This window comes from Vibrio bivalvicida, assembly GCF_001399455.2.
GTDB lineage: Bacteria > Pseudomonadota > Gammaproteobacteria > Enterobacterales > Vibrionaceae > Vibrio > Vibrio bivalvicida.
The window spans coordinates 391,888-414,133 of sequence record NZ_LLEI02000043.1 but is presented as its reverse complement, the minus strand read 5'-3'; the positions used below and the strand labels follow the sequence as shown (position 1 = coordinate 414,133).

At 43.2% G+C, this 22,246-nt stretch carries 21 protein-coding genes; 9 read left to right on the top strand and 12 right to left on the bottom strand.

Annotation, left to right across the window (positions count from 1 at the left end; all coding sequences use genetic code 11):
* Positions 1–4 precede the first annotated feature (4 nt).
* Positions 5–796 (top strand): substrate-binding periplasmic protein, encoded by a 792-nt coding sequence (locus APB76_RS16270; protein WP_237767922.1) that lies wholly within the window; start codon positions 5–7, stop codon positions 794–796.
* Here the strand turns inward: APB76_RS16270 and ppsR are convergent.
* Complete coding sequence (gene ppsR / locus APB76_RS16265) at positions 793–1,626, bottom strand: posphoenolpyruvate synthetase regulatory kinase/phosphorylase PpsR (RefSeq protein ID WP_054961933.1); 834 nt, start codon at positions 1,624–1,626, stop codon at positions 793–795. The two genes, APB76_RS16270 and ppsR, sit on opposite strands and share 4 nt — an antisense overlap.
* A 174-nt stretch (positions 1,627–1,800) precedes the next feature.
* On the opposite strand from ppsR, the gene ppsA reads away from it, so the two are divergent.
* Positions 1,801–4,170, top strand: coding sequence for a phosphoenolpyruvate synthase (gene ppsA, locus APB76_RS16260; protein WP_054961932.1), 2,370 nt, complete (start codon positions 1,801–1,803; stop codon positions 4,168–4,170).
* Between the two features lie 61 nt (positions 4,171–4,231).
* Here ppsA and APB76_RS16255 read toward each other — a convergent pair whose 3' ends face one another.
* The 3 genes from APB76_RS16255 to APB76_RS16245 all read right to left on the bottom strand — a co-directional run bounded on the left by APB76_RS16255 (position 4,232) and on the right by APB76_RS16245 (position 6,707).
* The gene (locus tag APB76_RS16255) at positions 4,232–5,485 is read right to left on the bottom strand and encodes a peptidoglycan DD-metalloendopeptidase family protein (RefSeq protein WP_049843206.1); all 1,254 of its coding nucleotides are present in this window, start codon (positions 5,483–5,485) and stop codon (positions 4,232–4,234) included.
* A 204-nt stretch (positions 5,486–5,689) separates the two neighbouring features.
* Complete coding sequence (locus tag APB76_RS16250; RefSeq protein ID WP_049843207.1) at positions 5,690–5,989, bottom strand: isoamylase early set domain-containing protein; 300 nt, start codon at positions 5,987–5,989, stop codon at positions 5,690–5,692.
* A gap of 106 nt (positions 5,990–6,095) precedes the next feature.
* Positions 6,096–6,707 (bottom strand): hypothetical protein, encoded by a 612-nt coding sequence (locus tag APB76_RS16245; protein ID WP_049843208.1) that lies wholly within the window; start codon positions 6,705–6,707, stop codon positions 6,096–6,098.
* 71 nt (positions 6,708–6,778) lie between these two features.
* On the opposite strand from APB76_RS16245, the gene APB76_RS16240 reads away from it, so the two are divergent.
* From APB76_RS16240 to APB76_RS16220, 5 genes are all read left to right on the top strand, one after another.
* Positions 6,779–7,186: a GFA family protein gene (locus tag APB76_RS16240; protein WP_049843209.1), complete on the top strand. Its 408-nt coding sequence runs from the start codon at positions 6,779–6,781 to the stop codon at positions 7,184–7,186.
* A gap of 102 nt (positions 7,187–7,288) precedes the next feature.
* Positions 7,289–7,954: a YoaK family protein gene (locus APB76_RS16235; protein WP_049843210.1), complete on the top strand. Its 666-nt coding sequence runs from the start codon at positions 7,289–7,291 to the stop codon at positions 7,952–7,954.
* A gap of 239 nt (positions 7,955–8,193) precedes the next feature.
* Positions 8,194–9,564 carry a YjiH family protein gene (locus APB76_RS16230; protein WP_049843211.1) on the top strand — a complete coding sequence of 457 codons (1,371 nt, stop codon included), beginning with the start codon at positions 8,194–8,196 and terminating at the stop codon, positions 9,562–9,564.
* Between the two features lie 163 nt (positions 9,565–9,727).
* Positions 9,728–10,210 (top strand): molybdopterin-dependent oxidoreductase, encoded by a 483-nt coding sequence (locus APB76_RS16225; protein ID WP_049843212.1) that lies wholly within the window; start codon positions 9,728–9,730, stop codon positions 10,208–10,210.
* Positions 10,194–11,303, top strand: a complete 1,110-nt coding sequence (locus tag APB76_RS16220; protein ID WP_054961931.1) for a GGDEF domain-containing protein — start codon at positions 10,194–10,196, stop codon at positions 11,301–11,303. The genes APB76_RS16225 and APB76_RS16220 overlap by 17 nt, the downstream gene beginning before the upstream one ends.
* A gap of 160 nt (positions 11,304–11,463) precedes the next feature.
* On the opposite strand, the gene pstB is transcribed toward APB76_RS16220, so the two are convergent.
* The 4 genes from pstB to APB76_RS16200 all read right to left on the bottom strand — a co-directional run bounded on the left by pstB (position 11,464) and on the right by APB76_RS16200 (position 15,034).
* Positions 11,464–12,213, bottom strand: coding sequence for a phosphate ABC transporter ATP-binding protein PstB (gene pstB / locus APB76_RS16215; RefSeq protein ID WP_049843214.1), 750 nt, complete (start codon positions 12,211–12,213; stop codon positions 11,464–11,466).
* A 50-nt stretch (positions 12,214–12,263) separates the two neighbouring features.
* Positions 12,264–13,127, bottom strand: a complete 864-nt coding sequence (gene pstA, locus APB76_RS16210) for a phosphate ABC transporter permease PstA (protein WP_049843442.1) — start codon at positions 13,125–13,127, stop codon at positions 12,264–12,266.
* A gap of 50 nt (positions 13,128–13,177) precedes the next feature.
* Complete coding sequence (gene pstC, locus APB76_RS16205) at positions 13,178–14,107, bottom strand: phosphate ABC transporter permease subunit PstC (RefSeq protein WP_049843215.1); 930 nt, start codon at positions 14,105–14,107, stop codon at positions 13,178–13,180.
* A gap of 105 nt (positions 14,108–14,212) precedes the next feature.
* Positions 14,213–15,034 carry a phosphate ABC transporter substrate-binding protein gene (locus APB76_RS16200; protein ID WP_054961930.1) on the bottom strand — a complete coding sequence of 274 codons (822 nt, stop codon included), beginning with the start codon at positions 15,032–15,034 and terminating at the stop codon, positions 14,213–14,215.
* A 370-nt stretch (positions 15,035–15,404) separates the two neighbouring features.
* On the opposite strand from APB76_RS16200, the gene APB76_RS16195 reads away from it, so the two are divergent.
* Positions 15,405–17,048: a methyl-accepting chemotaxis protein gene (locus APB76_RS16195; protein WP_054961929.1), complete on the top strand. Its 1,644-nt coding sequence runs from the start codon at positions 15,405–15,407 to the stop codon at positions 17,046–17,048.
* Positions 17,049–17,093: 45 nt separating this feature from the next.
* Here the strand turns inward: APB76_RS16195 and APB76_RS16190 are convergent, their stop codons facing one another.
* From APB76_RS16190 to APB76_RS16175, 4 genes are all read right to left on the bottom strand, one after another.
* Entirely contained in the window at positions 17,094–17,495 is a 402-nt protein-coding gene (locus APB76_RS16190) for a VOC family protein (protein ID WP_054961928.1), read from the bottom strand.
* Positions 17,488–17,928, bottom strand: a complete 441-nt coding sequence (locus APB76_RS16185) for a MarR family winged helix-turn-helix transcriptional regulator (RefSeq protein ID WP_237767921.1) — start codon at positions 17,926–17,928, stop codon at positions 17,488–17,490. The genes APB76_RS16190 and APB76_RS16185 overlap by 8 nt, the downstream gene beginning before the upstream one ends.
* Positions 17,929–18,086: 158 nt before the next feature.
* On the bottom strand, positions 18,087–19,070 hold the full coding sequence (locus APB76_RS16180; protein ID WP_054961927.1) for a chemotaxis protein: 984 nt from the start codon (positions 19,068–19,070) through the stop codon (positions 18,087–18,089).
* A gap of 148 nt (positions 19,071–19,218) precedes the next feature.
* Positions 19,219–20,184, bottom strand: a complete 966-nt coding sequence (locus tag APB76_RS16175) for an ABC transporter substrate-binding protein (protein ID WP_049843219.1) — start codon at positions 20,182–20,184, stop codon at positions 19,219–19,221.
* 118 nt (positions 20,185–20,302) lie between these two features.
* On the opposite strand from APB76_RS16175, the gene APB76_RS16170 reads away from it, so the two are divergent.
* Entirely contained in the window at positions 20,303–22,246 is a 1,944-nt protein-coding gene (locus APB76_RS16170; RefSeq protein ID WP_193395090.1) for a PAS domain-containing sensor histidine kinase, read from the top strand.

Below are 22,246 nucleotides of genomic sequence, written 5' to 3'. Positions count from 1 at the left end.
GGCGGTGAAGCTTGGCTATACTCAAGTTATCGTGCTTAAGGGACGCTATAAGATGGTTCGGATAACTGATTCTTTAATTATTGTTCTTAGCTTGTTACTCAGTTTTGGAGGACATGCAGCCCCTCAAGATAATCTACCTCATATTCGCGTTTGCGGAGATGCAATTGACTGGCCTCCCTACACCTATACACATAATAACAAAGCTTTGGGTTATGATATCGATGTACTAAACGAAGCTTTCACTAAAAAGGGAATCAGCTATGAGATCACTATGACTTCTTGGTCACGGTGTCTGCGCGGCACAAAAAATGGTGAATTTGATTTAGCACTAAGCGCATCTTTCAACGAGCAAAGAAACAAAGATTACCTATACACTGACTGGTATTACACCATTACACCGCACTATATATATTCCACCAAACGTTTTCCTGAAGGATTGAAAATCTCAAATGTCCAAGATCTTGCCCAGTACAATGTCTGCGGCAATCACGGCTATAACTATTCTGATTTCCAACTAAACAACATCGTGCGCGTGGGGCATTCTATTAACGACTGCCTAGAGAAAGTTAAACAAGGTGAGTGCGATATCTATCTGAACTGGCGGGAGATTATCCATGCTATGAAAGATATTTGGGGTATCGACTATATGTCTGATGAGCTAGTTTCTACCGCCGTTCCGAATATGCAAGCAACCAAATTCTATATGCTCATCTCGAGACAGTTAGAGCAAAGGCATCAACTGAAAGAATACTTAGATAAACACCTTCGCCAAATTCGGAAACGAATTAAAATTTAAAGAAGGCGTCTTCTTAGCCCCGTTCTTTCCAATACCCTCGTTGAAATCTCTTCTACCGATAGAGAAGAGGTGTTGATATAGGGTATCGCCTCACGACGAAACAAAGACTCTACCGTTTGAAGCTCGTGTAAACATTGCTCATTGCTCGCGTAGTCACTCCCTGCCAGTCTGTTTTCACGAATCTCGGTTAAGCGCTGCGGGTCAATTGTTAAGCCAAACAGTTTATGGCGATGAATTTCAAATTCGGGCAATAGCCTCATTCGCTTTAAATCATCATCAATAAACGGATAGTTGACGACGCGCAAACCAAACTGCATTGCCATGTACAAGCTGGTTGGTGTTTTGCCGCTACGAGAAACACCCAACAGAATAATGTCGGCCTCTTCCAACCCTTTTAAGGTAACACCATCATCATGCGCCAAGGTATATTCGATAGCTGCAATGCGGTCAAAGTAGGTATCAGAGTCTCTGCCTACACTGCGAGAGCGTTGCAACTTTGGCTTCGGTTGCATCTGAATATCATCTTGCACCTTCTGAACTATGCTTTCTAACACGTCATAACTATAAGAGTTTGATTCAACGAGCTTTTGGCGTAGTTCAGGAATCACCATCGAAAAAAACACTAACGGCTTTATGCCATTGTTTTGGTATGAAGTTTCAATTTCCTTGAGCAAATCAGTCAATTTGTCTTGGCTTTCAACAAAAGGGAAGGTTTTTTCATTAGCTTTAAACGGGAATTGACCCAAAACAACGTGCCCTAATGTTTCACATGTTATGGCCGTTCCGTCAGAAACATAGAATACATCACGACTTTGAATATCAATTTGCATTTTATTTTAAACTTTAAAATTCTTTTGAGTAGGATAGTAGCCATAATATAGACAATAAAACCCGGGTTGCTGTTACGGCCCCCACAGCTTTGAAAATTCCTTGCGAATTTTTTTAAGCTTTTACGTAATCGTTTGCCCAATCCCTACAAAGCTGCAATGTTTCTGGAGAAAGACATGCAAAATAACACCCTTTGGTTCGATGGCCTATCCATGGAAGATGTCGACAAAGTCGGCGGTAAGAATGCCTCACTTGGTGAAATGGTTTCAAACCTGTCCAATGCTGGCGTTTCAGTACCAAACGGTTTTGCGACCACTTCCTACGCGTTTAACCAGTTCCTAGATTTTGAAGGACTGGATGACCGCATTCACCAATTGCTGGATGAACTGGACGTTGATGATGTAGACGCTCTGCGTAAGACAGGTGCTACCATCCGTCAATGGGTTTTAGAAGCCCCCTTCCCTGCTGATCTAGAGCAGGATATACGTGAAAATTACCAAGAACTTATTGGCGGCAATGATGAACTTTCAGTCGCTGTTCGTTCATCAGCCACCGCTGAAGACTTACCAGACGCTTCTTTCGCTGGTCAGCAAGAGACTTTCCTTAACGTGAAAGGCATCGATGCCGTCCTTGAAGCAACGAAACACGTTTACGCGTCACTGTTCAACGACCGTGCTATTTCGTACCGTGTTCACCAAGGCTTCGACCATCGCGGAATCTCGCTTTCAGCAGGTATTCAACGCATGGTTCGCTCTGACAAAGCATCTTCAGGTGTTATGTTCACCCTAGATACTGAGTCAGGCTTCGACCAAGTTGTATTTATTACTTCTTCTTGGGGCCTTGGCGAAATGGTTGTACAAGGCGCAGTTAACCCTGACGAGTTTTACGTCCACAAGCCGATGCTCGAAGCGGGTCACTACCCAATCGTTAAGAAAACCTTTGGCTCTAAACTGATCAAAATGATCTACTCAACTAACCAAGAGATTGGTAAGCAGGTCGACATTATTGATACCTCTAAGCAAGAGCGTCAGGCCTTCTCTCTTAACGATGAAGAGATCAAAGAGCTAGCGAAACAGGCAATGATCATCGAAAAACACTACCAGCGTCCTATGGACATTGAGTGGGCAAAAGATGGCATCGACGGTAAACTTTATATTGTACAAGCACGCCCGGAAACAGTATGTTCCCAAAGCGAGCAGAACGTGATTGAGCGTTATGAGCTAAGTAATAAAGCTGACGTTTTAGTCGAAGGTCGCGCTATTGGTCAACGCATTGGTTCTGGCCCGGTACGCTTGGTTGATTCACTTGATCAGATGTCTTTGGTGCAAGATGGCGACGTACTTGTCACTGATATGACAGACCCAGACTGGGAACCTGTGATGAAAAAGGCGTCTGCAATAGTCACCAACCGTGGTGGCCGAACGTGCCACGCGGCGATCATTGCTCGTGAACTAGGCATTCCGGCCATTGTTGGCTGTGGCAATGCAACCACTAGCCTTGATGACGGTACAACCGTAACGGTTTCTTGCTCTGAAGGTGAAACAGGCTACGTTTACCAGGGTGAGCTTGAGTTCGAAGTGAAGCGCTCTGCTGTTGATGAACTGCCAATGCTTCCAACTAAAGTGATGATGAACGTAGGTAACCCAGATCGCGCCTTTGACTTCGCACAAATACCTAACGAAGGTGTAGGTCTAGCGCGGCTAGAGTTCATTATCAACAAGATGATTGGTATTCACCCGAAAGCGCTACTGAACTTTGATCAGCAAAGTGACGAGCTAAAAGCCGAAATCAACCAGCGTATCCGTGGCTACCAAGATCCAATCGACTTCTATGTAAGTAAACTAACGGAAGGTATTGCTACAATTGGTGCAGCATTCTGGCCTAAGCGTGTGATCGTTCGTATGTCTGACTTTAAGTCTAACGAATACAGCAACCTGGTCGGCGGTAAGAGCTTTGAACCACACGAAGAGAACCCAATGCTTGGTTTCCGTGGCGCATCACGCTATATCTCGCCAGTATTTGAAGACTGCTTTGAGTTAGAAACGCAAGCGATCAAGCGCGTTCGTAACCAAATGGGTCTTAAAAATGTCGAGATCATGATCCCATTCGTTCGTACACCAAGTGAAGCGGCTTCGGTCATCGACCTTTTAGCCAAGTTTGATTTGCGTCGTGGCGACCAAGGTTTAAAAGTGATCATGATGTGTGAATTGCCATCGAACGCGATACTAGCCGATGAGTTCCTGAAATACTTTGATGGATTCTCTATTGGTTCAAACGATATGACTCAGCTAACTCTTGGGTTAGACCGTGACTCAGGGGATGTTGCACACCTGTTTGATGAGCGTAACCCTGCGGTGAAAGCCATGCTCAAGATGGCCATTGATGCCGCAACTAAAGCTGGCAAGTACGTTGGGATCTGTGGTCAAGGTCCGTCGGATCATGAAGACTTAGCTGAGTGGTTGATGGCGCAAGGTATTAGCTCTGTTTCGCTCAACCCGGATACAGTTATCGATACTTGGTTACAATTGGGCAACGCAAACAAGTAATCAAACTTATGACGAGCAAAGGCTTCCATAACGGAAGCCTTTTTACTATCACATGTCAAACTCAACTGGTACTCGCACCACTCGGTTGCTTAGCGAGTTCGATTTCCCTTTGCTTGAGCATCTTATCCATCTCATCTCTATGAGACTGGAATGATGCCATCTGCTTCTTCGGCACTGAACTTGCCATTGGGATATTGGCTTTCATTGCATTGACAGGTCTACCACGGTCAATCAACTCATAGTGAATATGAGGGCCTGTAACACGACCTGTTGCGCCAGATAATCCAATTCGCTGACCACGGGAAATCTTCTGACCTTTGCGCACCAAAATCTTACTCAAATGAAGGTAACGTGTTTTGTAGCGGCTCCCGTGTTGGATAACCACATAGTTACCCGCGTAAGGGTGTTTGCGCGTCATGATAACCACACCATCACCGGTCGAGACAATAGGAGTACCCGTTGGTGTTGCCCAGTCCGTACCATTGTGAGGAGATACTCGTCCCGTCACAGGGTGCTTACGAGTCGGGTTAAAATTCGAACTCAACCGGTATCGACCATTAACAGGCTTGCGTTGGAAAGCACGTTGTAAACTGTCACCACTGTAATCGTAATACTGGCCATCACTGTGAAGATACGCAGAAAGGACACGACCACGATTGTAAATCTTAATCGCTTGAATCTCTTGGTTACCAGTAAGCTGCTCTCCAACAAACTGACGAGATTGAACCACTTCAAATTTATCGCCTGCACGCAAATCACGTGCAAAATTGATCTTATCTTTGAGCAGTCCCACCACTTGATCGATTTCACCCTTGCCTAATCCCAGAGCGTTGACTGACTGAGAAAAGCTACCATTGATTTCTCCGACCATAGGGAACGACTTCCAAACACCCGGAATCTTAACATCTGCAAACTCATAGCTACCGTCATCAAGCCTATTATAGAGCGCACGTTCAACGAGACTAAACTCAAGCTCCATTTTGCCTAAATGACCAGTTTCTTCATCGCGCCAGAATCTAAGTGTGTTTCCAGGTTTTAGCGTATCTAAGGCAAGGAAGTTAAGATCAGTTTCCATGATCTTCATAAGCTCACTGTAGCCGAAGCCTAACTGTTCGAAAATAGAACTTAGGTTATCACCCGCTTGTATCACATACTCATAATCAGGCACATCACGAACAACGTCATTGTCGAGCAGAAAATCTGATACAAGTGATGATTCAGGGAGGGAGAGATCAATAGTGCGATGGTATTTGCCATGCTTGGGAACACTTGAAAGAGCGACTGCAGCCAAGAGAGGTAAACTCACCACCATCATCTTTTTGGGTCTAGACAACTGTTGGAAGCGAGTCTTCAAACTTCTAGTTAGCACAATTTGACCTATTACCTGATATAAACAAAGGCATAAGGTTACGAATTTATCTAGAACTTGTCACCTTCGAATTGTCAGATTTAAATCAAAAAAGGCGCAGAATGCACCTTTATTTATCTAAATTAGAGCTTATTTCTGGACCTATCGGTATTACTGATAAGTCGAGATTAAACCGTTATCTTCACCATATCCGTTCGGACGATACTGGTCGGCTTGCGGATCATTGACCCATTTTTCTTTGTCTACCAAATACCTGAACTCAAACTGGCTATCTTTAGGTAGACGAGTCTTGAATTTATACGATTTAGACTTCGCGACTTTTTTCATTTCGGCAGGTTGCCAGTCTAGAAAGTCAGCGACAATTGCAACTGATTGACCTACTTCATCAGCTGAAAGTTCAAAGGTAACTTCAACTTCATCTTTCGTTTTAAAAAAACGCTTATTAATCATAGTTTACTCCATTAACGACAATTCAATTCCATCTCACAACTTGCTAGGTCAAATCATAAGCAATCTATCGCACATATTCAATGCGGATACACCGGGTTCTTCCACCCTATTGCTTTTCTAAGCTATCTTGCTCAGTTACCTTGAAAAGTATAGTGGTTAATTTAGAAGGCTCCTCAGACATGGCTTGATGTTCATCACGTTCCAAGAGTTTAACGGTCACCACAGAGCCTCCTACCGACAACTCTTGTACACGAATTCGGTCCCCTAGGTAAGTTGCTCCCTTAGTTACCATGCGCTGTCTAAATTCGTCATACTTAGAGACAAGCAGATAATAGAAAGTACCGGAGCCTTGATTGCTCACAGCAAAAGGGGACACATAGGTCGTCTCGTTTACCTGGACATTAAAATCAGTATTAGTCGAAACCACACCTCGTTCAGCACCGTCTTCGTATGTTCCTTTAACAATTGGTAGCTGATCCATATCATCTATAAATGTAAAGGCACTACTTTCAGGAATTTTGACTGTCCAAGGATTTGCAGTTTTAATCGAAAACACGGTTTGCATTACGGGATCTGTTTGCGAGACTTGGCTAGGAAATTTGGCTAAAATTTCTTCATCACTAAGGCTAAATCGGTAAACCCCTGCCACAGAAACTATTATTAGCAATACGATAGGAATCAAAAGGATAAGTGGAACAGGTAATAGGCGCTTTTTCATCTTAGTTAAGGTCTTGTTGAAGTCTTTAGAATAATCGCCACCATGTTAACAGGGTATAAATAGGAGTTAAAATGGTACAGCACAAGAAAGTTCGAATAGCAGGTTGCAGTTGCGGTCAAGCCAACTTAGTTTGTCATGGTGAGCCTACCCGTACCGCTATTTGCCATTGCTTTGACTGTCAAAAACGGACTGGTAGCGTATTTGGTGTACAAGCTCGCTTTTTAAAAGAGCAAGTTTCCTTTAGCGGTGAACTGGTGGATTACACTCGAATAAGTGATTCTGGCAATCAAGTGACCTACTCTTTTTGTCCAAGATGCAGTACGACTATGCTACTCAGCCTACAAGCTGCACCCGATTTTATTGTTGTGCCTGTCGGCGTATTCAACGAGCAAGATTTCCCCACTCCAAGTTTTTCAGTTTATGAGGAGAAGAAACATGGGTGGGTTAAGTTTGACTGTCAGATGGAACACTACCATTAGATCTTTTCGCTTCATTGTTTCGGATCAATTTTCTCGGTAACTTCCCTCTACCGAAGGAAGCATAGTCGCTCTATAATTGCGCCCTAATCTAAGGAGCCAATTTTGATCACCAAACTTCCTCGTTGGGTAGAGTATGGCGCTTTTCTACTCGCCTTATTGGCAGGCACTGTCAATGCCATTGGGTTGCTCGGTTTCCAGCACCAAGCGGTTTCACATATATCTGGTACAGTAACCTTACTAGGGGCGTCAATAAAAGAACTCAATGCGCAAACTAGTCATCTGTTTCTCATCCTATTCAGTTTTCTATGTGGTGCCATACTAAGTGGGCTATTTATCGAGAGCACTGCTCTTAAGCTAGGCCGTAGATACGGAGTCGCACTGTGCGTTGAGGGCTTGTTACTACTAGGCGCGTATTGGCTACTTGATAGAAACTACCTTTCAGGGCAATACTTCGCTTCAGCCGCATGTGGCCTACAAAACGCGATGATCACGACTTTTAGCGGGGCGATTGTTCGGACTACCCATCTGACAGGGATCATCACTGATTTAGGGCTGATGGTTGGGGCAAAGTTACGTGGGGAGAGCTTCGACTATAGGAAAGCTAAACTATTTATGTTTATTTTCTGTGGATTTTTATTCGGTGGTGTTTTAGGCGCCAAGTTGTTTTCACTTTACTCAATAGCAGCATTACTGCTACCTGTCGCTTTGGCTTTCATACTCGCTCTTGCCTATTGGCGCTTCCTTTTCAACCATAGTACGAACAAATAATGTGCCACATCACTTGAAACACACAGGCAAACAATTTAACATCCTCGATACATTCAACCACTAAATTACAAATATTCAACGCTTTATTGTGAATATTTAACGATATTTATTGAATAGTATTGCAAGGATGCATAAAAGTCATTAATCTTGCGCCAGTTTGATAATATATGGATGTTTAGTGAATATATATGCCATTCGGAATGGCTATACTATTTAACTAGTTGTAACTCGAGAAACGTATGCAAAATAGCGCTCAATCAACAGAACAGCCAAAGGGCAAAAGTAACTTTTGGATGTTCTTTATTCCTTCATTAGTCGGTCTGTTCCTTTTTATGGCTCCGATCAGCTACGAAGGCGATATCACTATTCCTGTCGCAGTACTGGCGAAATCAATCCAAGCCATTTTTGGTGACCACCTAGTTGGTATGATAACGGCTATCATCGCATTTATGGCTGTAGCCTCTGCACTGTGCCGGATCAAAACACCTGCTTTTATCGCTAGCAATGACTTTCTAAATGGATTATTCAATCCAAGCCCACTTTGGCTAGCCGTAAGGTTAATTGGTGGCGCCGCTGTCACCATGACATTTTTCCAAGTAGGACCAAACGCCGTATGGGAAGAAAACACAGGTGGCCTTGTTCTTGAAGGGCTACTACCTACTCTATTTTCTGTCTTCATTTTCGCGGGATTACTGTTACCGCTACTCCTTAACTTTGGCTTGCTAGAATTATTCGGCACATTACTGAGTAAAGTGATGCGTCCAGTATTTAATCTACCAGGACGTAGCGCCATTGACTGTATGGCGTCTTGGCTTGGTGATGGTTCTGTCGGTATCCTTCTTACAAGTAAGCAGTATGAAAACAAGTTCTATACGCAACGTGAAGCCGCTGTTGTCGGTACAACTTTTTCTGCAGTCTCGATTACCTTCAGTTTAGTCGTCATTGCTCAGGTAGAGCTAGAACACCTATTCCTGCCATTCTATGGTGCTATCTGCTTAGCGGGTTTAGTTGCGGCAATTATCATCCCTCGCCTTCCGCCATTAAGCTTTAAGAAAAACACCTTCATCGACGGTTCAACCCCAGACAAAGATGCAGATGCGATTCCTCTAGGGCACACAGCTTTCTCATGGGGTTTGGATCTGGCGCTAAAGAAAGCAGCTCAGGTGAAGTCGGTTAAAGGTGTCTTTGGTGAAGGAGTACGTAATGCCGTCGATATGGTATTCGGCGTGCTTCCTGTCGTTATGGGCTTAGGTACGATTGCACTTGTAATTGCCGAGTACACTTCAGTGTTTAGTGTTCTTGGTCAACCTTTCATCCCATTCCTTGAACTGCTAGGAGTACCTGAAGCGGCGGCAGCATCAGAAACGATCGTTGTTGGCTTTGCAGATATGTTTATTCCTGCAATTTTAGCCGCTTCAATTGACAATGAAATGACTCGCTTTGTCATCGCAGCTATGTCAGTAACACAGTTGATTTACATGTCTGAAGTTGGTGCTCTACTGCTTGGTAGCCGTATTCCAGTGAATATCTTTGAGTTGTTCGCAATCTTCATCTTGCGTACCTTGATTACCTTACCAGTGATTGCCGGAGTGGCTCACCTCATATTCTAATCAACTTTTCTTTGAGCCCCTTCGGGGGCTTTTTTGTGCCTAACATTCCTCTACTACTAATTGGCTAGTTGATTGGTAGAATAGAAATTAAAACTACCTAACTAATCATCTCATCATATAATTAATGATACATTGCATAATAATATTAGATGCAGGAGTGCTTATGAGGTGGTTGCTAGTATTTCTATCACTAGTCGCGAGTTTTCAGATTCTCGCTGCCCCACTCGTTATCCGCGTTGGAGAACAACAACCCATATTTCTCTCCCATACAGATATCACCACACATTTAAAGCCAACTTCATTCACTACCGATCTTCCTTGGTATCCAAATAAAAACAAATATACCGGCTTCAAAGTCACCGAACTATTGAAATACCTAGCCATAGACGATGCTTTCTCCATCTCTTTCATAGCACTTAACGATTACGCCGCAAGTTCTCAAATTGAAGATATTCTGCAATATGAACCCATTGTTGCATACAAAATGAATGACAAAAAAATGAAGGTTCGAAACAAAGGCCCTTATTGGCTGGTCTTTGATTTAGATAAGAACCCAGAGATCGATAATGCCGTATTTCATTCACAAATGGTGTGGCAAATTGATGAGATAATGGTGCATAGAAAAGAAGATGTGGAAACTCAATAATACAAGTGATCCTTCTACGTTATTAAAACGCGCAAAGTATTTACTGCTTCTCCTTAGCGTTGTGTTGATTGCTGCCAACCTATTCTTTCTTTCGGCAACTCGACAGCATGCCCAGTCATACAGTGAACAACAAAACCAAGCTACCTGGTTTTTGCTTCAGTTGACTAAAGAGTTCACCGAGTTAAAAGCCATTGTGCCCTTTTCGACCAACAATAATGAGTATCTAGATAATGCTTTGTTGAAATATGAGCTTACTTGGTCGCGTTTTGATCTGCTACTCACAAGCGATGAAGCGGACTCGTTTATCTCGCTACCAGGAGCAAGAGAGTTTTTCACAACACTATTTACCCACTTCCAATCTTTAGAGCCTAAGCTTGAGCAATTAAATTCACAGCAACAAGCAGATGCCCTTTCAGTTGAGTTAGACGCCCTCTATCATTCGATGATTAAGTATGTGAACACCAACTTTCGTGTTAAAAGTCCTTTGTATGAATACCAACAACAAGCAGCAAAAAATTTAAACCAGATCCAATTAACTTCTTTGCTCTTGCTGATCGTATGCGTCGTACTAGTCACATTCATACTCCACAAAGAGTCTGAATACCATCGACAACAGTCGCTAACAGACTCGTTAACTGGCATCGCAAACCGCTTAGCGTTGTTTAACGATCTGAAATGGAGAATTCACAACGACTACCCATTCCACCTGTTCTTGCTTGACCTGAATGGTTTCAAAGAAGTGAACGACCAACACGGCCATCAAGCAGGAGACAGGGTACTCAAAGCATTCGCTGAAAGGTTAAGTTGCTTAGATGCAATATGCTACCGTATAGGGGGAGATGAGTTTGCTGTGATAAGTGACAAAATCGATGAAAACGAAATCGCCTCTATTACCAATGACATTCACCACAAAATGCGAGCTTCAATCATAGTAACGGATGGGACCGCGATTCATATGAGTTCGAGTGTTGGCAGTGCGCATTTCCCGGAAGACGCAGAAGAGAGCAACGAACTCATGCTCATCGCTGACAGCCGAATGTACATAGAAAAGCACGCTTCTAGGAAGGTGGATGCTACCAACACCGTTGGTTAAAGCACTAGGTGAATTTGACGCGCATACTTTGCAGCACTTCTTGTTTGAGTCAAATGCGATAGCCCTAACTGAATACATCTTCTAAAAGACATAAAAAAGCCCCTCATAAAGAGGGGCAAAGTACCATCGCTTATAGTTATAATATTCTCTTAGTAACTGGTTAACCGAAGTCACCGTTTACATAACCTTTAGTGCGGTCATCTTTCGGTGTACTGAAGATCACCTGAGTATCGTTGTGCTCTACAAGCTCTCCCATTAAGAAAAACGCAGTACGGTCAGAAATACGGCGCGCTTGCTGCATTGAGTGAGTGACGATGACGATTGTGTAGTTTTTCTTTAACTCTTCCATTAGCTCTTCAATTTTATGAGTTGCTATTGGGTCAAGTGCTGAGGTGGGTTCATCCATTAGGATAACATCCGGTTCCATCGCTATCGTACGAGCGATACACAGACGTTGCTGCTGACCACCAGACAAACCAAATGCATGAGACTTAAGGCGATCTTTTACTTCATCCCATAATGCGGCACCACGCAACGAGCGCTCTACTACTTCGTCGATGTGTTTTTTATCTTTGATACCTTGAGCCCGTAGACCGTACGCAACATTCTCATAGATGCTCATTGGGAATGGGTTTGGCTTTTGGAAAACCATACCAACCTTGATACGCAGATCTGCAACATCAATGTTTCCGTAGATGTCGTCACCGTCCATATCTAGACGCCCCGTTATCTTCACACCTTCAATCAGGTCATTCATTCGGTTCAAGCAGCGCAATAACGTTGATTTACCACAGCCAGATGGACCGATCAAAGCGGTAACTTGGCGCTCTGGAACTGGAAGGTTAATTGACTTAAGTGCTTGGTTTTCGCCATAAAATAGATCTAGGTTTTCAATATTAAACTTGTTCATGTTCTTAGTCTCTTAATTCTATAATTCGTGTCTAACTGTGCTGAGTAGGCTTAATACGTAGCTTTGTTAAAGCGGCTAGCAATGAACTTAGTCGCCGTATTAATCAATAAGACCACTACAATCAGCACTGTTGCTGTACCGTACGCTTGATTCCACTCTTCAATAGTGAACAGCTCGGTTGTTAGCTTATATAGATGAACCGTCAGCGTGCGCCCTGAATCGAGTAACGAATCCGGAATTCGCGCAACCATACCCGCCGTTAAAAAAACTGGTGCTGATTCACCAATTACACGACCGATACTTAGAATGACCGAAGTTAAGATACCTGGCGTCGCACTAGGTAAGATAAGGCGCCAGATGGTGTAGATTTTTGAAGATCCTAGCGCATAAGAGCCTTCACGATAAGTTTGTGGTACTGCCATAAGCGCTTCTTCCGTGGTACGAATAATCACTGGCAGAATAAGGATACTTAGTGTTAGAGCACCCGATAGAATCGAGAAACCAAGGCCAAGAATCGCAACAAAGAAAGTCATACCGAATAGGCCAAAGATGATCGATGGTATACCGGCCAGTGACTCAGTACAAAAACGGATAACCTTAACCAAACGACTACCCACTTTAGCGTACTCGGTTAAGTAGATTGCCGTCATGATGCCAAGAGGTGCGGCAACAGCAATTGAGGCGATAACCATGTATATGGTCGACACAATCATTGGGAAGATGCCTTTTTCTTCTCCAGTCGCTGTATAGTTATCGGTAATGAATGCCCAATCTACATGCTTAAGACCATTCGATAAAATGTACCAAATAATCCAGAATAGAAATCCAACCGTTAGTGCGGCAGAGGCCCACACAAATGCATTTAAGATATTGTCTTTAGTCTGACGTGCCTTTTTCAGCTTTGCTGTATCCATTTGCGAGACCTTTGATTGGCTAGGTGATTGCGATAATTGAGACATGGTCATTACCTCGCTTTCTCGCGGTTAAGGTAAAGCAGAACCGCATTCAGAGACATAATAAACACCAGTAGAACAACACCTGTTGCGTAAAGTGCGTTCGCGTGGACACCACTTGCGTAAGACATTTCAATCGCAATGTTCGCCGTTAGAGTTCGGGCAGAATCAAGGATACCTTCAGGCATCGCTGGCGCATTACCCATTACCATGATGATGGCCATGGTTTCACCAAGGGCACGGCCGATACCCAAAATCACACCGGTCATAATACCGCTTCGAGCAGCAGGTACTAACAGTTTGAAGATAGTAAAGATTTTCGAAGCGCCTAGTGCTAACGAACCTTCCTTATATGTCCTTGGTACTGCGCGAATCGAAGTTTCAGATACCGTGATAACCGTTGGAAGAATCATCACACCCAGCACGATAATACCCGCTAGAATCGTGTTACCTGCCGGAACATTGAAGATATTTTGAATCAGAGGAACGATGATAACCAGACCGAAGAAGCCGTATACGACCGATGGGATACCCGCTAAAAGCTCTACCGCAGGGCGAATAATGTCTGCCACACGTTTTGGCGCGATTTCAGCAATGTAAATCGCAGTTAGAACGCCAACTGGCACACCAACTACAACCGCACCTAAGGTTGATACCACAGAGGCAACAATCATGGTAGCAACACCATAAAGCGCCGGCGGTAACCAATCTTGGCCGAAGACGATGCCTGAAACACCCACTTCTTGGAACGCTGGGATACTTTCTTTAACAATGAAGTAAGCGATAACCGCTAGAGAGACAATACCGATAACCGCACTGGTTAAAAATAGGCCGTGAAAGATACGTTCTTTCCAATCTACACGTTTTTGGGCACGCAGACCTGACTTATTTAGTTGAGTCACTTCAGTATTCATAAGCTTTTCACTATTTGCGATGGTCATATGAAAATCTCACAGTTCGAGCTGCAAAGCAGAGTCGAAATGGATTGAAAACGCTCAGCCCGAAAAGGTGGGCTGAGCAAAGTTAGTAAGTAGGGTTAACTGATATTAGTTAACTGAGATGTAGCCTTTATTGTCTACAAGCGTTTGTGCTTCAGCAGAAACCATCCAATCTAGGAACTTCTGAGCTTCAGCTGATGGCTTGCCTTCTTTGAAAAGAACAAGGAATGGACGTGCAACTTTGTAAGAACCGTTCTTAACGTTGTCAACGTTCGCTTCAACACCGTCGATTGAAAGCGCGTTTACAGACTGATCAACTGTACCTAGTGAGATGTAGCCGATAGCGTAAGGGTTTGAAGCAACCATAGTTTTTAGTGCACCGTTACCATTTGCAACTTGAGCACGTTGAGAGATTGCAGAAACCTTCTTACCAGAGATTTTCTTTTTAAGCTTCATGATGTCTTCGAAAGCACCACGAGTACCAGAAGCAGTATCTCGAGTGATCGCTACGATTGGCTTGTCTGCACCACCGACGTCTTTCCAGTTAGTGATGTCACCTTTATAAATCGCCGTGACTTGTTGAGCAGTTAGCTTGTCTAGACCATTTTTAGGGTTAACAACCACTGCGATACCGTCTAGTGCAACGGTTAATTCTTTAAGCGCAGGCTCTTTTTCAGAATCTTTCAGGTTACGTGAAGACATACCAAGGTCAGCACTGCCGTTTTTCGCTGCTTTAACACCAGCAGAAGAACCAGGGCCTTGAACTTCGATAAATACGTTGTTGTGTGTCTTCATATATGTTTCAGAGAAAACTTCCATCAGTGGAGTTACGCTGCTAGAGCCAACTGCAGAGATAGTTTCTTTAGCAGAAACTGAAGTCACTGCCATTGCGCCTAGAAGTGCGATTGCACCGATTACTGTCTTTTTCATCACAATTTCCTTAAGTGGCTTTATTGCCGTTGTGTTTCACTTGAACGCTGCCCACTTTAGGACTCGAATATGACAGTTGTGTTTCACTTCGTTGAAGCCTGTATGACAGATGATTTTTTCTTTTCCTTCATAGGAAGAGGTATACCACTTAGATATTTTTCGGCCAGTAACTCGCGATTGACAAATTATGTAACACAATTGATTGGTTTTTAACCTAATGAAAAGATTGATATATTTAGTTGCATAACGCCTGTTCAAAGTTTGAAAAAGCGCAAGATATTTCATCATTGATTTATGAACTAAAGGAATTAGAATCACTCTCATTATAACAATAATAAATCTATTAATATTTCATCGGAGAGGACTCAAAATGCGCCAGTTACTAAACGGCTTATCTATTAAGCTGCAGGTTGTCGTACCTGTAGTATTTACTTTGCTATTACTCATCATCGGTATCACATACAGCACTAACAGCTTGAAAACAGCTTTCAATCAGGTGACGACTTCCACCGAAAACGTGGTAGAGCACAAAGATAACCTGACCAAGATTATAGATAACACCTATGGCATGCGTATCAAGGCCATTTATAGCTTGTTCCGTGCTGAAGATGTCGCTCAGCTTCAATCAACTCTCATTGCTAAACAAAGCGATAATTTGCGTCTACTTGATTCACTACGTGAGGTCGAGGGGTTACAAAATGAAGTAAAACAAATGGAAGAAGCGATTGAAGGCTACGTGAGCTACTCAATCAACACCATGGTACCGCTACTCAACTCGAAACACGGCCAGATGAGCATATCTGCGGACTTTCAACGTCAGTACGATCAAGCATCTTCTCTGTACCGTGACAAAGGCAACCTAATGGTTAAAGCCATCGAAGCACTGTCCAACAAACTTAACGCCCTTGCGATGGCTGAAGTCAAATACAATGAGCAGGTTCACTCTGGTGTAATGATGAACTCTGTTATTGGTTTAGGCTTTGTCTTACTCGGTGCATTCGCAATTAGCTGGGCGTTAGCCGGTATTATCGTCACTCCAATTCGCAAGCTGCAAAACGCAATGCAAGAGCTTGCCCAAGGTAATCTAAAGGTGACTGTTGCCGAAGAAGGTAATAACGAAATCACGGCGTTATCTAAAGATTTCAATTCAACGGTAGCTCAACTCAAAATGACGGTTGACTCACTGGTTCGCATCAGTGTCGATGTGGCATCTGCATCAACTGAACTCGCCGCTGTAATGACCCAATCCAGTGCAAATTCTGACCAAGAAAAAAACGAGGTCGAGCAAGTTGCCTCTGCGATTAACCAGATGGAAAGTACCGCCTGTGAAGTAACGCAAAATGCCAACCTTGCAGATCAAGCCTCTAGTAATGCAGATAAACTTGCGCGTGAAAGCCTTGCTATCTTTGAACAAAACACTCGTGATAGCGCGAAAATGGCCGACCAACTAGCGCTAGCAGCAAGTGTCGTAAATTCACTAAAAGACCAATCAGAGCAGATTGGTAAAGTTATCGAAGTAATTGAAAGCATTTCAGAACAGACTAACCTGCTAGCATTGAACGCTGCTATTGAAGCGGCGCGTGCTGGTGAAAGCGGACGTGGTTTCGCGGTAGTTGCAGATGAAGTACGTATGCTCGCCGCAAGAACTCAAGAGTCGACCAAAGAAATTCAAACCATTATCGAAGAGTTACAAAGCCAATCAGGCAGCGCAAATGACAGTATGGACTCTAGCCTTGCGATGCTTTCTCAAAACCAACAGCAGGCTGCTAAAGTGAGTGAAGCTTTAAGTCACATCAGCGCTTCTATTTCAGAGCTAACAACGCTCAATGCACAAGTCGCGGTCGCTTCAGAAGAGCAAGGTCAGGTAACCTCAGACATTAATAAAAACCTTGGCAATATATACGAGTTAGTAAGCCAGAATGTAACGGGCATCACTCAGTCTGCTGCTGCAAGCCAAGAACTTTCAAATTTAGCAGAGAGCCAAAAACAGCAGCTTGGATTCTTTAAAGTGTAAATATCGCACTGTTCGAAAGAGGCTCTTCAAGAGCCTCTTTTCGTATCACTTTCTCGCATATTTAATGACAGACAACACGCTACCGAGCGGGTCACGAAATGAGGCAATTCGACCAATACGCTCTATATCCATTGGCTCCACGACCACTTGTGCACCATTTGCTATTGCTTTCTCTAGCGTCGTATCCACATCATCTACAGTCACATAGGCTTGCCAAAAGCTAGGTACACCGCGATCTTTTAAAGGCTGCGGCATAGTCAGAATGCCTGCAAATGGCTCTGAACTATTCTCATTCATGACCAAGGCATAACGCGACTGATTTCGCCCCGGCACTTCTTTTAATGTCCAGCCGAGCACGTTAGAATAAAACTCTAGAGATTGATCAAAATCAGTCGTCATTAGTTCACACCAGCTAAACAGGCCGTGGTCTTCAAATGGTTTATCCATTATTTTCTCCCAAAAGGTTCTCCACAAACTTGTTGAGCAATTCGTGAAGTTGTTGTTGTTGTTGACTATTAAAGTTGTGCAGTGCTTTGCCCAATACACCAAATGCGACGTGTTTCGAAGACTCAACCAACGCTACTGCTTCTTGTGTCGCGACAATCGAGTAGCTTCTCCCGTCAGTTTCAGACATAAGCCGACGGATCAGATCGCGCTTTTCCAACCCTTTAATCAGACTGGTCACCGAACCTCGATTTTTTAACAACCGTTGTGACAATTCGAGCGGAGTAATACGCTCTGCTTCAATAACTGTCATCAAGAATATCCATTGCTCACGGGTCAAATTAAGCCCACTTTGGCTAAATTGCGCTTCAAGCTCATTAGTCAGTACTCTTGAAGCTAAGCCTACCAATCCGCCTATCGTATCTGTTGGTTTCATAGTGCCACACTTTAGTTTGAATTTAAACTATATTATTAGATTTAATATCTAACCACAACACATTTGATAAGATAACACTTTTGAATAAGGGGGGGGGGGGAATAACGACAAAAGGCACGCAATGCGTACCTTTCGAAAGACTAGTCTAAAAAAAGTGCTTAAGACTCTTTGCCGAAGATATATTTATCCATCATGGTCACCATTCTACCTAGTTCTGGTTTGGTAATCGTATCGTTCGCCCCCAAAGCCAACGCTTTAGTCCGATTATCCTCACTCATAAGCGATGAAAACATCACAATCGGTACGGTTGAATAAGCTTCACTGTCACGTAGGCGTTTAACTAAGTGCATACCATCCATACGTGGCATTTCAACATCAGTGACCACACCATCAACGAACTCGCTAACCGGAAGCCCTTCTTTCTTGGCAACCTCGATTAGACTCATTAATTTATCATGAGCCTCCCCACCGTCTTTACAAGCAATGATATTGTAACCAGCAGAACTCAGGGTATCTTGAATCATAGAACGTATAAATGCAGAATCATCCACCACCATGATCGTTTTCGCATTTCGCTTAGTCACCATACGCTGATTTAGATCGACACTCTTGTCTAAAGTAACATCGTATTTTTCCATACTCAGCTCTGGGTTGATATCTGCGATAATCTTTTCGAAATCGAGAATCATGATCAGGTTGCCATCTTTACGTACTACAGCAACAACACAATCTTGCTCTCCCGCTTCCAAGAACTGGCTTGGTGATTCAACATCATTCCAAGAGATTCGATGAATACGGCTAATACTGTCAATCAAAAAACCATTGGTCATGTTGTTAAAGTCAGTGACAATCACAAACTTCTTATCTGTGTTTTTCGAAGTCGGAACACCTAACCAGCCAGCAAGATCGACCAACGGGGTCAAGATGTCACGTGATGAAAACACACCCACCATGTGAGGCTGTGCATTTGGGTAATCCGTTGTATCAGGTACTTGGATAACCTCTCTCACCTTAGCGACGTTGATACCGTAGTAGCACGTCTTTTTGCTGCCATCAGGCAGTTCCTTAACCAAATGAAACTCAATAATTTCAAGTTCATTGGTACCACTTTCCGTTAAAATCGTACTGGTTGATCCGCTCATAATTCTACTTTCTTAGTTTGATCACTTTATATTATCGTCATCAATTACAAATTCTTTTGCTCTTTTTATCTGTAATCCCGTGATTTGTAAATCAATTGCTCCGACACAGTTCAAACTTCTCCGCATAGATGCCCAAACCAGTGACAAATTAATCAATTGAGTCCCAATATGAAGGCAAAGTCAAATCCCATCGCATTCGCTCTGGCTCAGAATAGATCGCTTTACCTTGATTACCTGTTACGATCGGGATTGGTTTGTTGTGTCCATGTTCAATAATCTGATTCACTAACTTGGCTGCTTGCTCTCCTTGGCTATAGCCAAATAACACTACACCGCCCATTGCTTTGTTTTTGCCCACAGCGAAATCCCAAAAGGCAAAAATCGGTAGCTCAGAGTGCTGATTGGTCCAATTAATCACTTGCTCTGCGGGAACATTATTACCTTGTGCATCAACAAGCGTTTGATATAGTCCAACGATGATCACCGTGAACTCATCCTGCTTAGCCCCAAGAACTTGACCCTGCCACTCTTCTTGGGTGGTAATCGCCTGGCTATCGACCTCAATGCCGAGGTTGTCTCTTATCAAGGTATATTGCTTGTCGATGTAGCTTTTGGCTATCTGAGAAGTCACTCCTGAATCAAACAGAATCTTTACTTTAAAGTTCTGAACATCAAATAGTTTGTCTAGCTCCCCTAACGATTTGGTAAACAAAGGGCGCTCTAATACCCCTGTTACTTTGGCCTGACCACGATATTTTGACAGTAACTTTCTCGGGTTGGAATTTATGCCTAAGAACACAATTGAAATCGGCTCATTAAATAGCTTCGGCAACATAAAGGATAATGCATTATCATCACCTAAGATGACAATGTTGGGCTGATACTCTTGGTATTTTACATACGCTTGGTCTGCTTTTTCTGCGTAGTCAGCCTTAGGAACACGTTTGGTATCCATCTGAAAAGTGTCGAACTCAACGGTGTCGATCAGTGTCGAGGTTATCCCTTCAACATAGCTCTGATCCCAAGGATACTCGGAGTGATAGCTCTCAATCAGTAAAACTTTTGTAGCAAATGCTGGGGACGAAAAAATAAGGCAAAGCAATATCCATCGCATCAGTCTTTCCTCTCGCTTTTCTTTTAGTGTAGTTGCCTTAGCTAAACTCTCCACTCGCTTTCCGCATCAAACAACATTTGAACGTCTATACTCAAAAATAAACTTTCGAATTAATGCCATGACTCGTAGTAAAGACATAGAAGATAGCCAAAACAGTCCTTTATACAGCCGGATCGGGCGGCGAATCATTCTTATCATGGTTTTACTTAGCGGCTTAATTACTGTTTTTACCACGTTACTGCAATTATCGTGGGACTACAGGAAAGAGTTCGATACCGTTAAACAGCGTCAATTTGAGATACGCGATATACACGCTCCAATCATTGCCTCTTCAGTTTGGGACTTTGACCTTTTAATTCTTCAGCAAGAGATTGATGGCTTGGTGAACTTGCCGAGAGTGGACTATCTCAGAGTCGAAAGTGGCGGCTACACTTTTGAAGCTGGCACAGAAGTCATCGAAAACGCAATCACCAAAAAGTATCCTTTGATATACAAGCATCCAAATACTTCGCGCGTTGAGGAAATCGGTCATATTTACGTTCAGTCTGATGCACAAGAGATCTACGATTACTTGATTTGGCAGGCGGTATACACCCTACTCCTCAATGCAGGAAAAACATTACTTGTTTGTTATTTGGTGCTGATGGTTTTTCATCGCAGCGTTAATCAAAGGATTTTCTCAATTGCACAGTATCTAAGAAGATACAACCCTCGTCACCCGGCTGAACCTTTGGTCCTTGAGCACCAAGCGTGGGTATCAGAAAAAGATGACGAGCTTGACTGGTTAGCTGAAGAAGCCAACAAGATCACCAATAATGTCACTCGACTTTACGACAGCATTAAACAAGAACAAGAGCGCCTAAAGGAGTTTGCTCATGTTTCGTCTGACTGGTTGTGGGAAACCGATCAATTGGGTCACCTTGTCTATTGCTCCGACAGTATGAGAGATGCTTTTGAAATTGATAGTCTTGGTAAACCTCTGGTTAGTCAGATACCTGCACTGAAACATTGCTCTTCACTGCACGAAAAGCTGCTACAGAGAAGTAGCTTCTCGATGTGTGAAGAGACGATTACCTTAAATTGCATAACTCAATTCCTGCTATTTCAAGCAAAAGCTCGCTATGAAAGCGATCATTTCGTTGGCTTTCGCGGAACAGCAATAAACATCACCGAGCTCAAACTGACCCAAATAGAACTTGAAGAGCTTAACCAGAACTTAGAACACACGGTGGCCACACGTACCTTAGATTTAAAACAAAGCATGGAGCAATTGAGGCATACCCAAGAACAACTGGTCGAATCAGAAAAGCTCGCCGCTCTTGGAGGGCTAGTCGCTGGTGTTGCCCATGAAGTCAATACTCCGTTGGGAATCGCAGTCACTGCTACCTCGGTGATTCGTGACATCACCCAAGAAGCTAACCAAGCCTTCACCAATCAAACCCTAACAACCGATCAATTTAAATCGATCATGGAAAGAATGTCAGACAGCAGCACTATGCTCGAACACAATCTCAATAGAGCAGCGAAATTGATTAGAGACTTCAAACAAACCGCTGTCGATCAAGTGTCTGAAAGTCGTAGCCATTTTCAGGTGTATCAAGTGTTAGATGCCCTCATCGCTAGCTTACATCCTGAAACGCGAAAAGTGCCTGTGGTTCCTGAACTGAAAGGCGATACCGAGTTGGCGATGAATAGCCTCCCAGGAGTGCTCACTCAAGTAATCTCAAACCTTATTATGAACAGTATTAATCACGCGTTCAATGAACAGACCACACCAAGTATTTCGATCCAGTTCCACCAAGAAGAGGACATGATGATGATTGAATACTGCGACAACGGGAGTGGTATAGAGGCGTCTTTACATCAGAAAATTTTTGAACCTTTCTTTACGACCAAACGTGGTAAAGGAGGGTCTGGCTTGGGATTAAATTTAGTCTTTAATCTAGTGAAACAGAAACTTATGGGAGAACTTAGCTTTAACTCTGAACCTGGCAAAGGGGTTCGATTCGAGCTAAAACTACCAATAAATTTGCCAACAAATGATGTTCCTGACCACCATTGA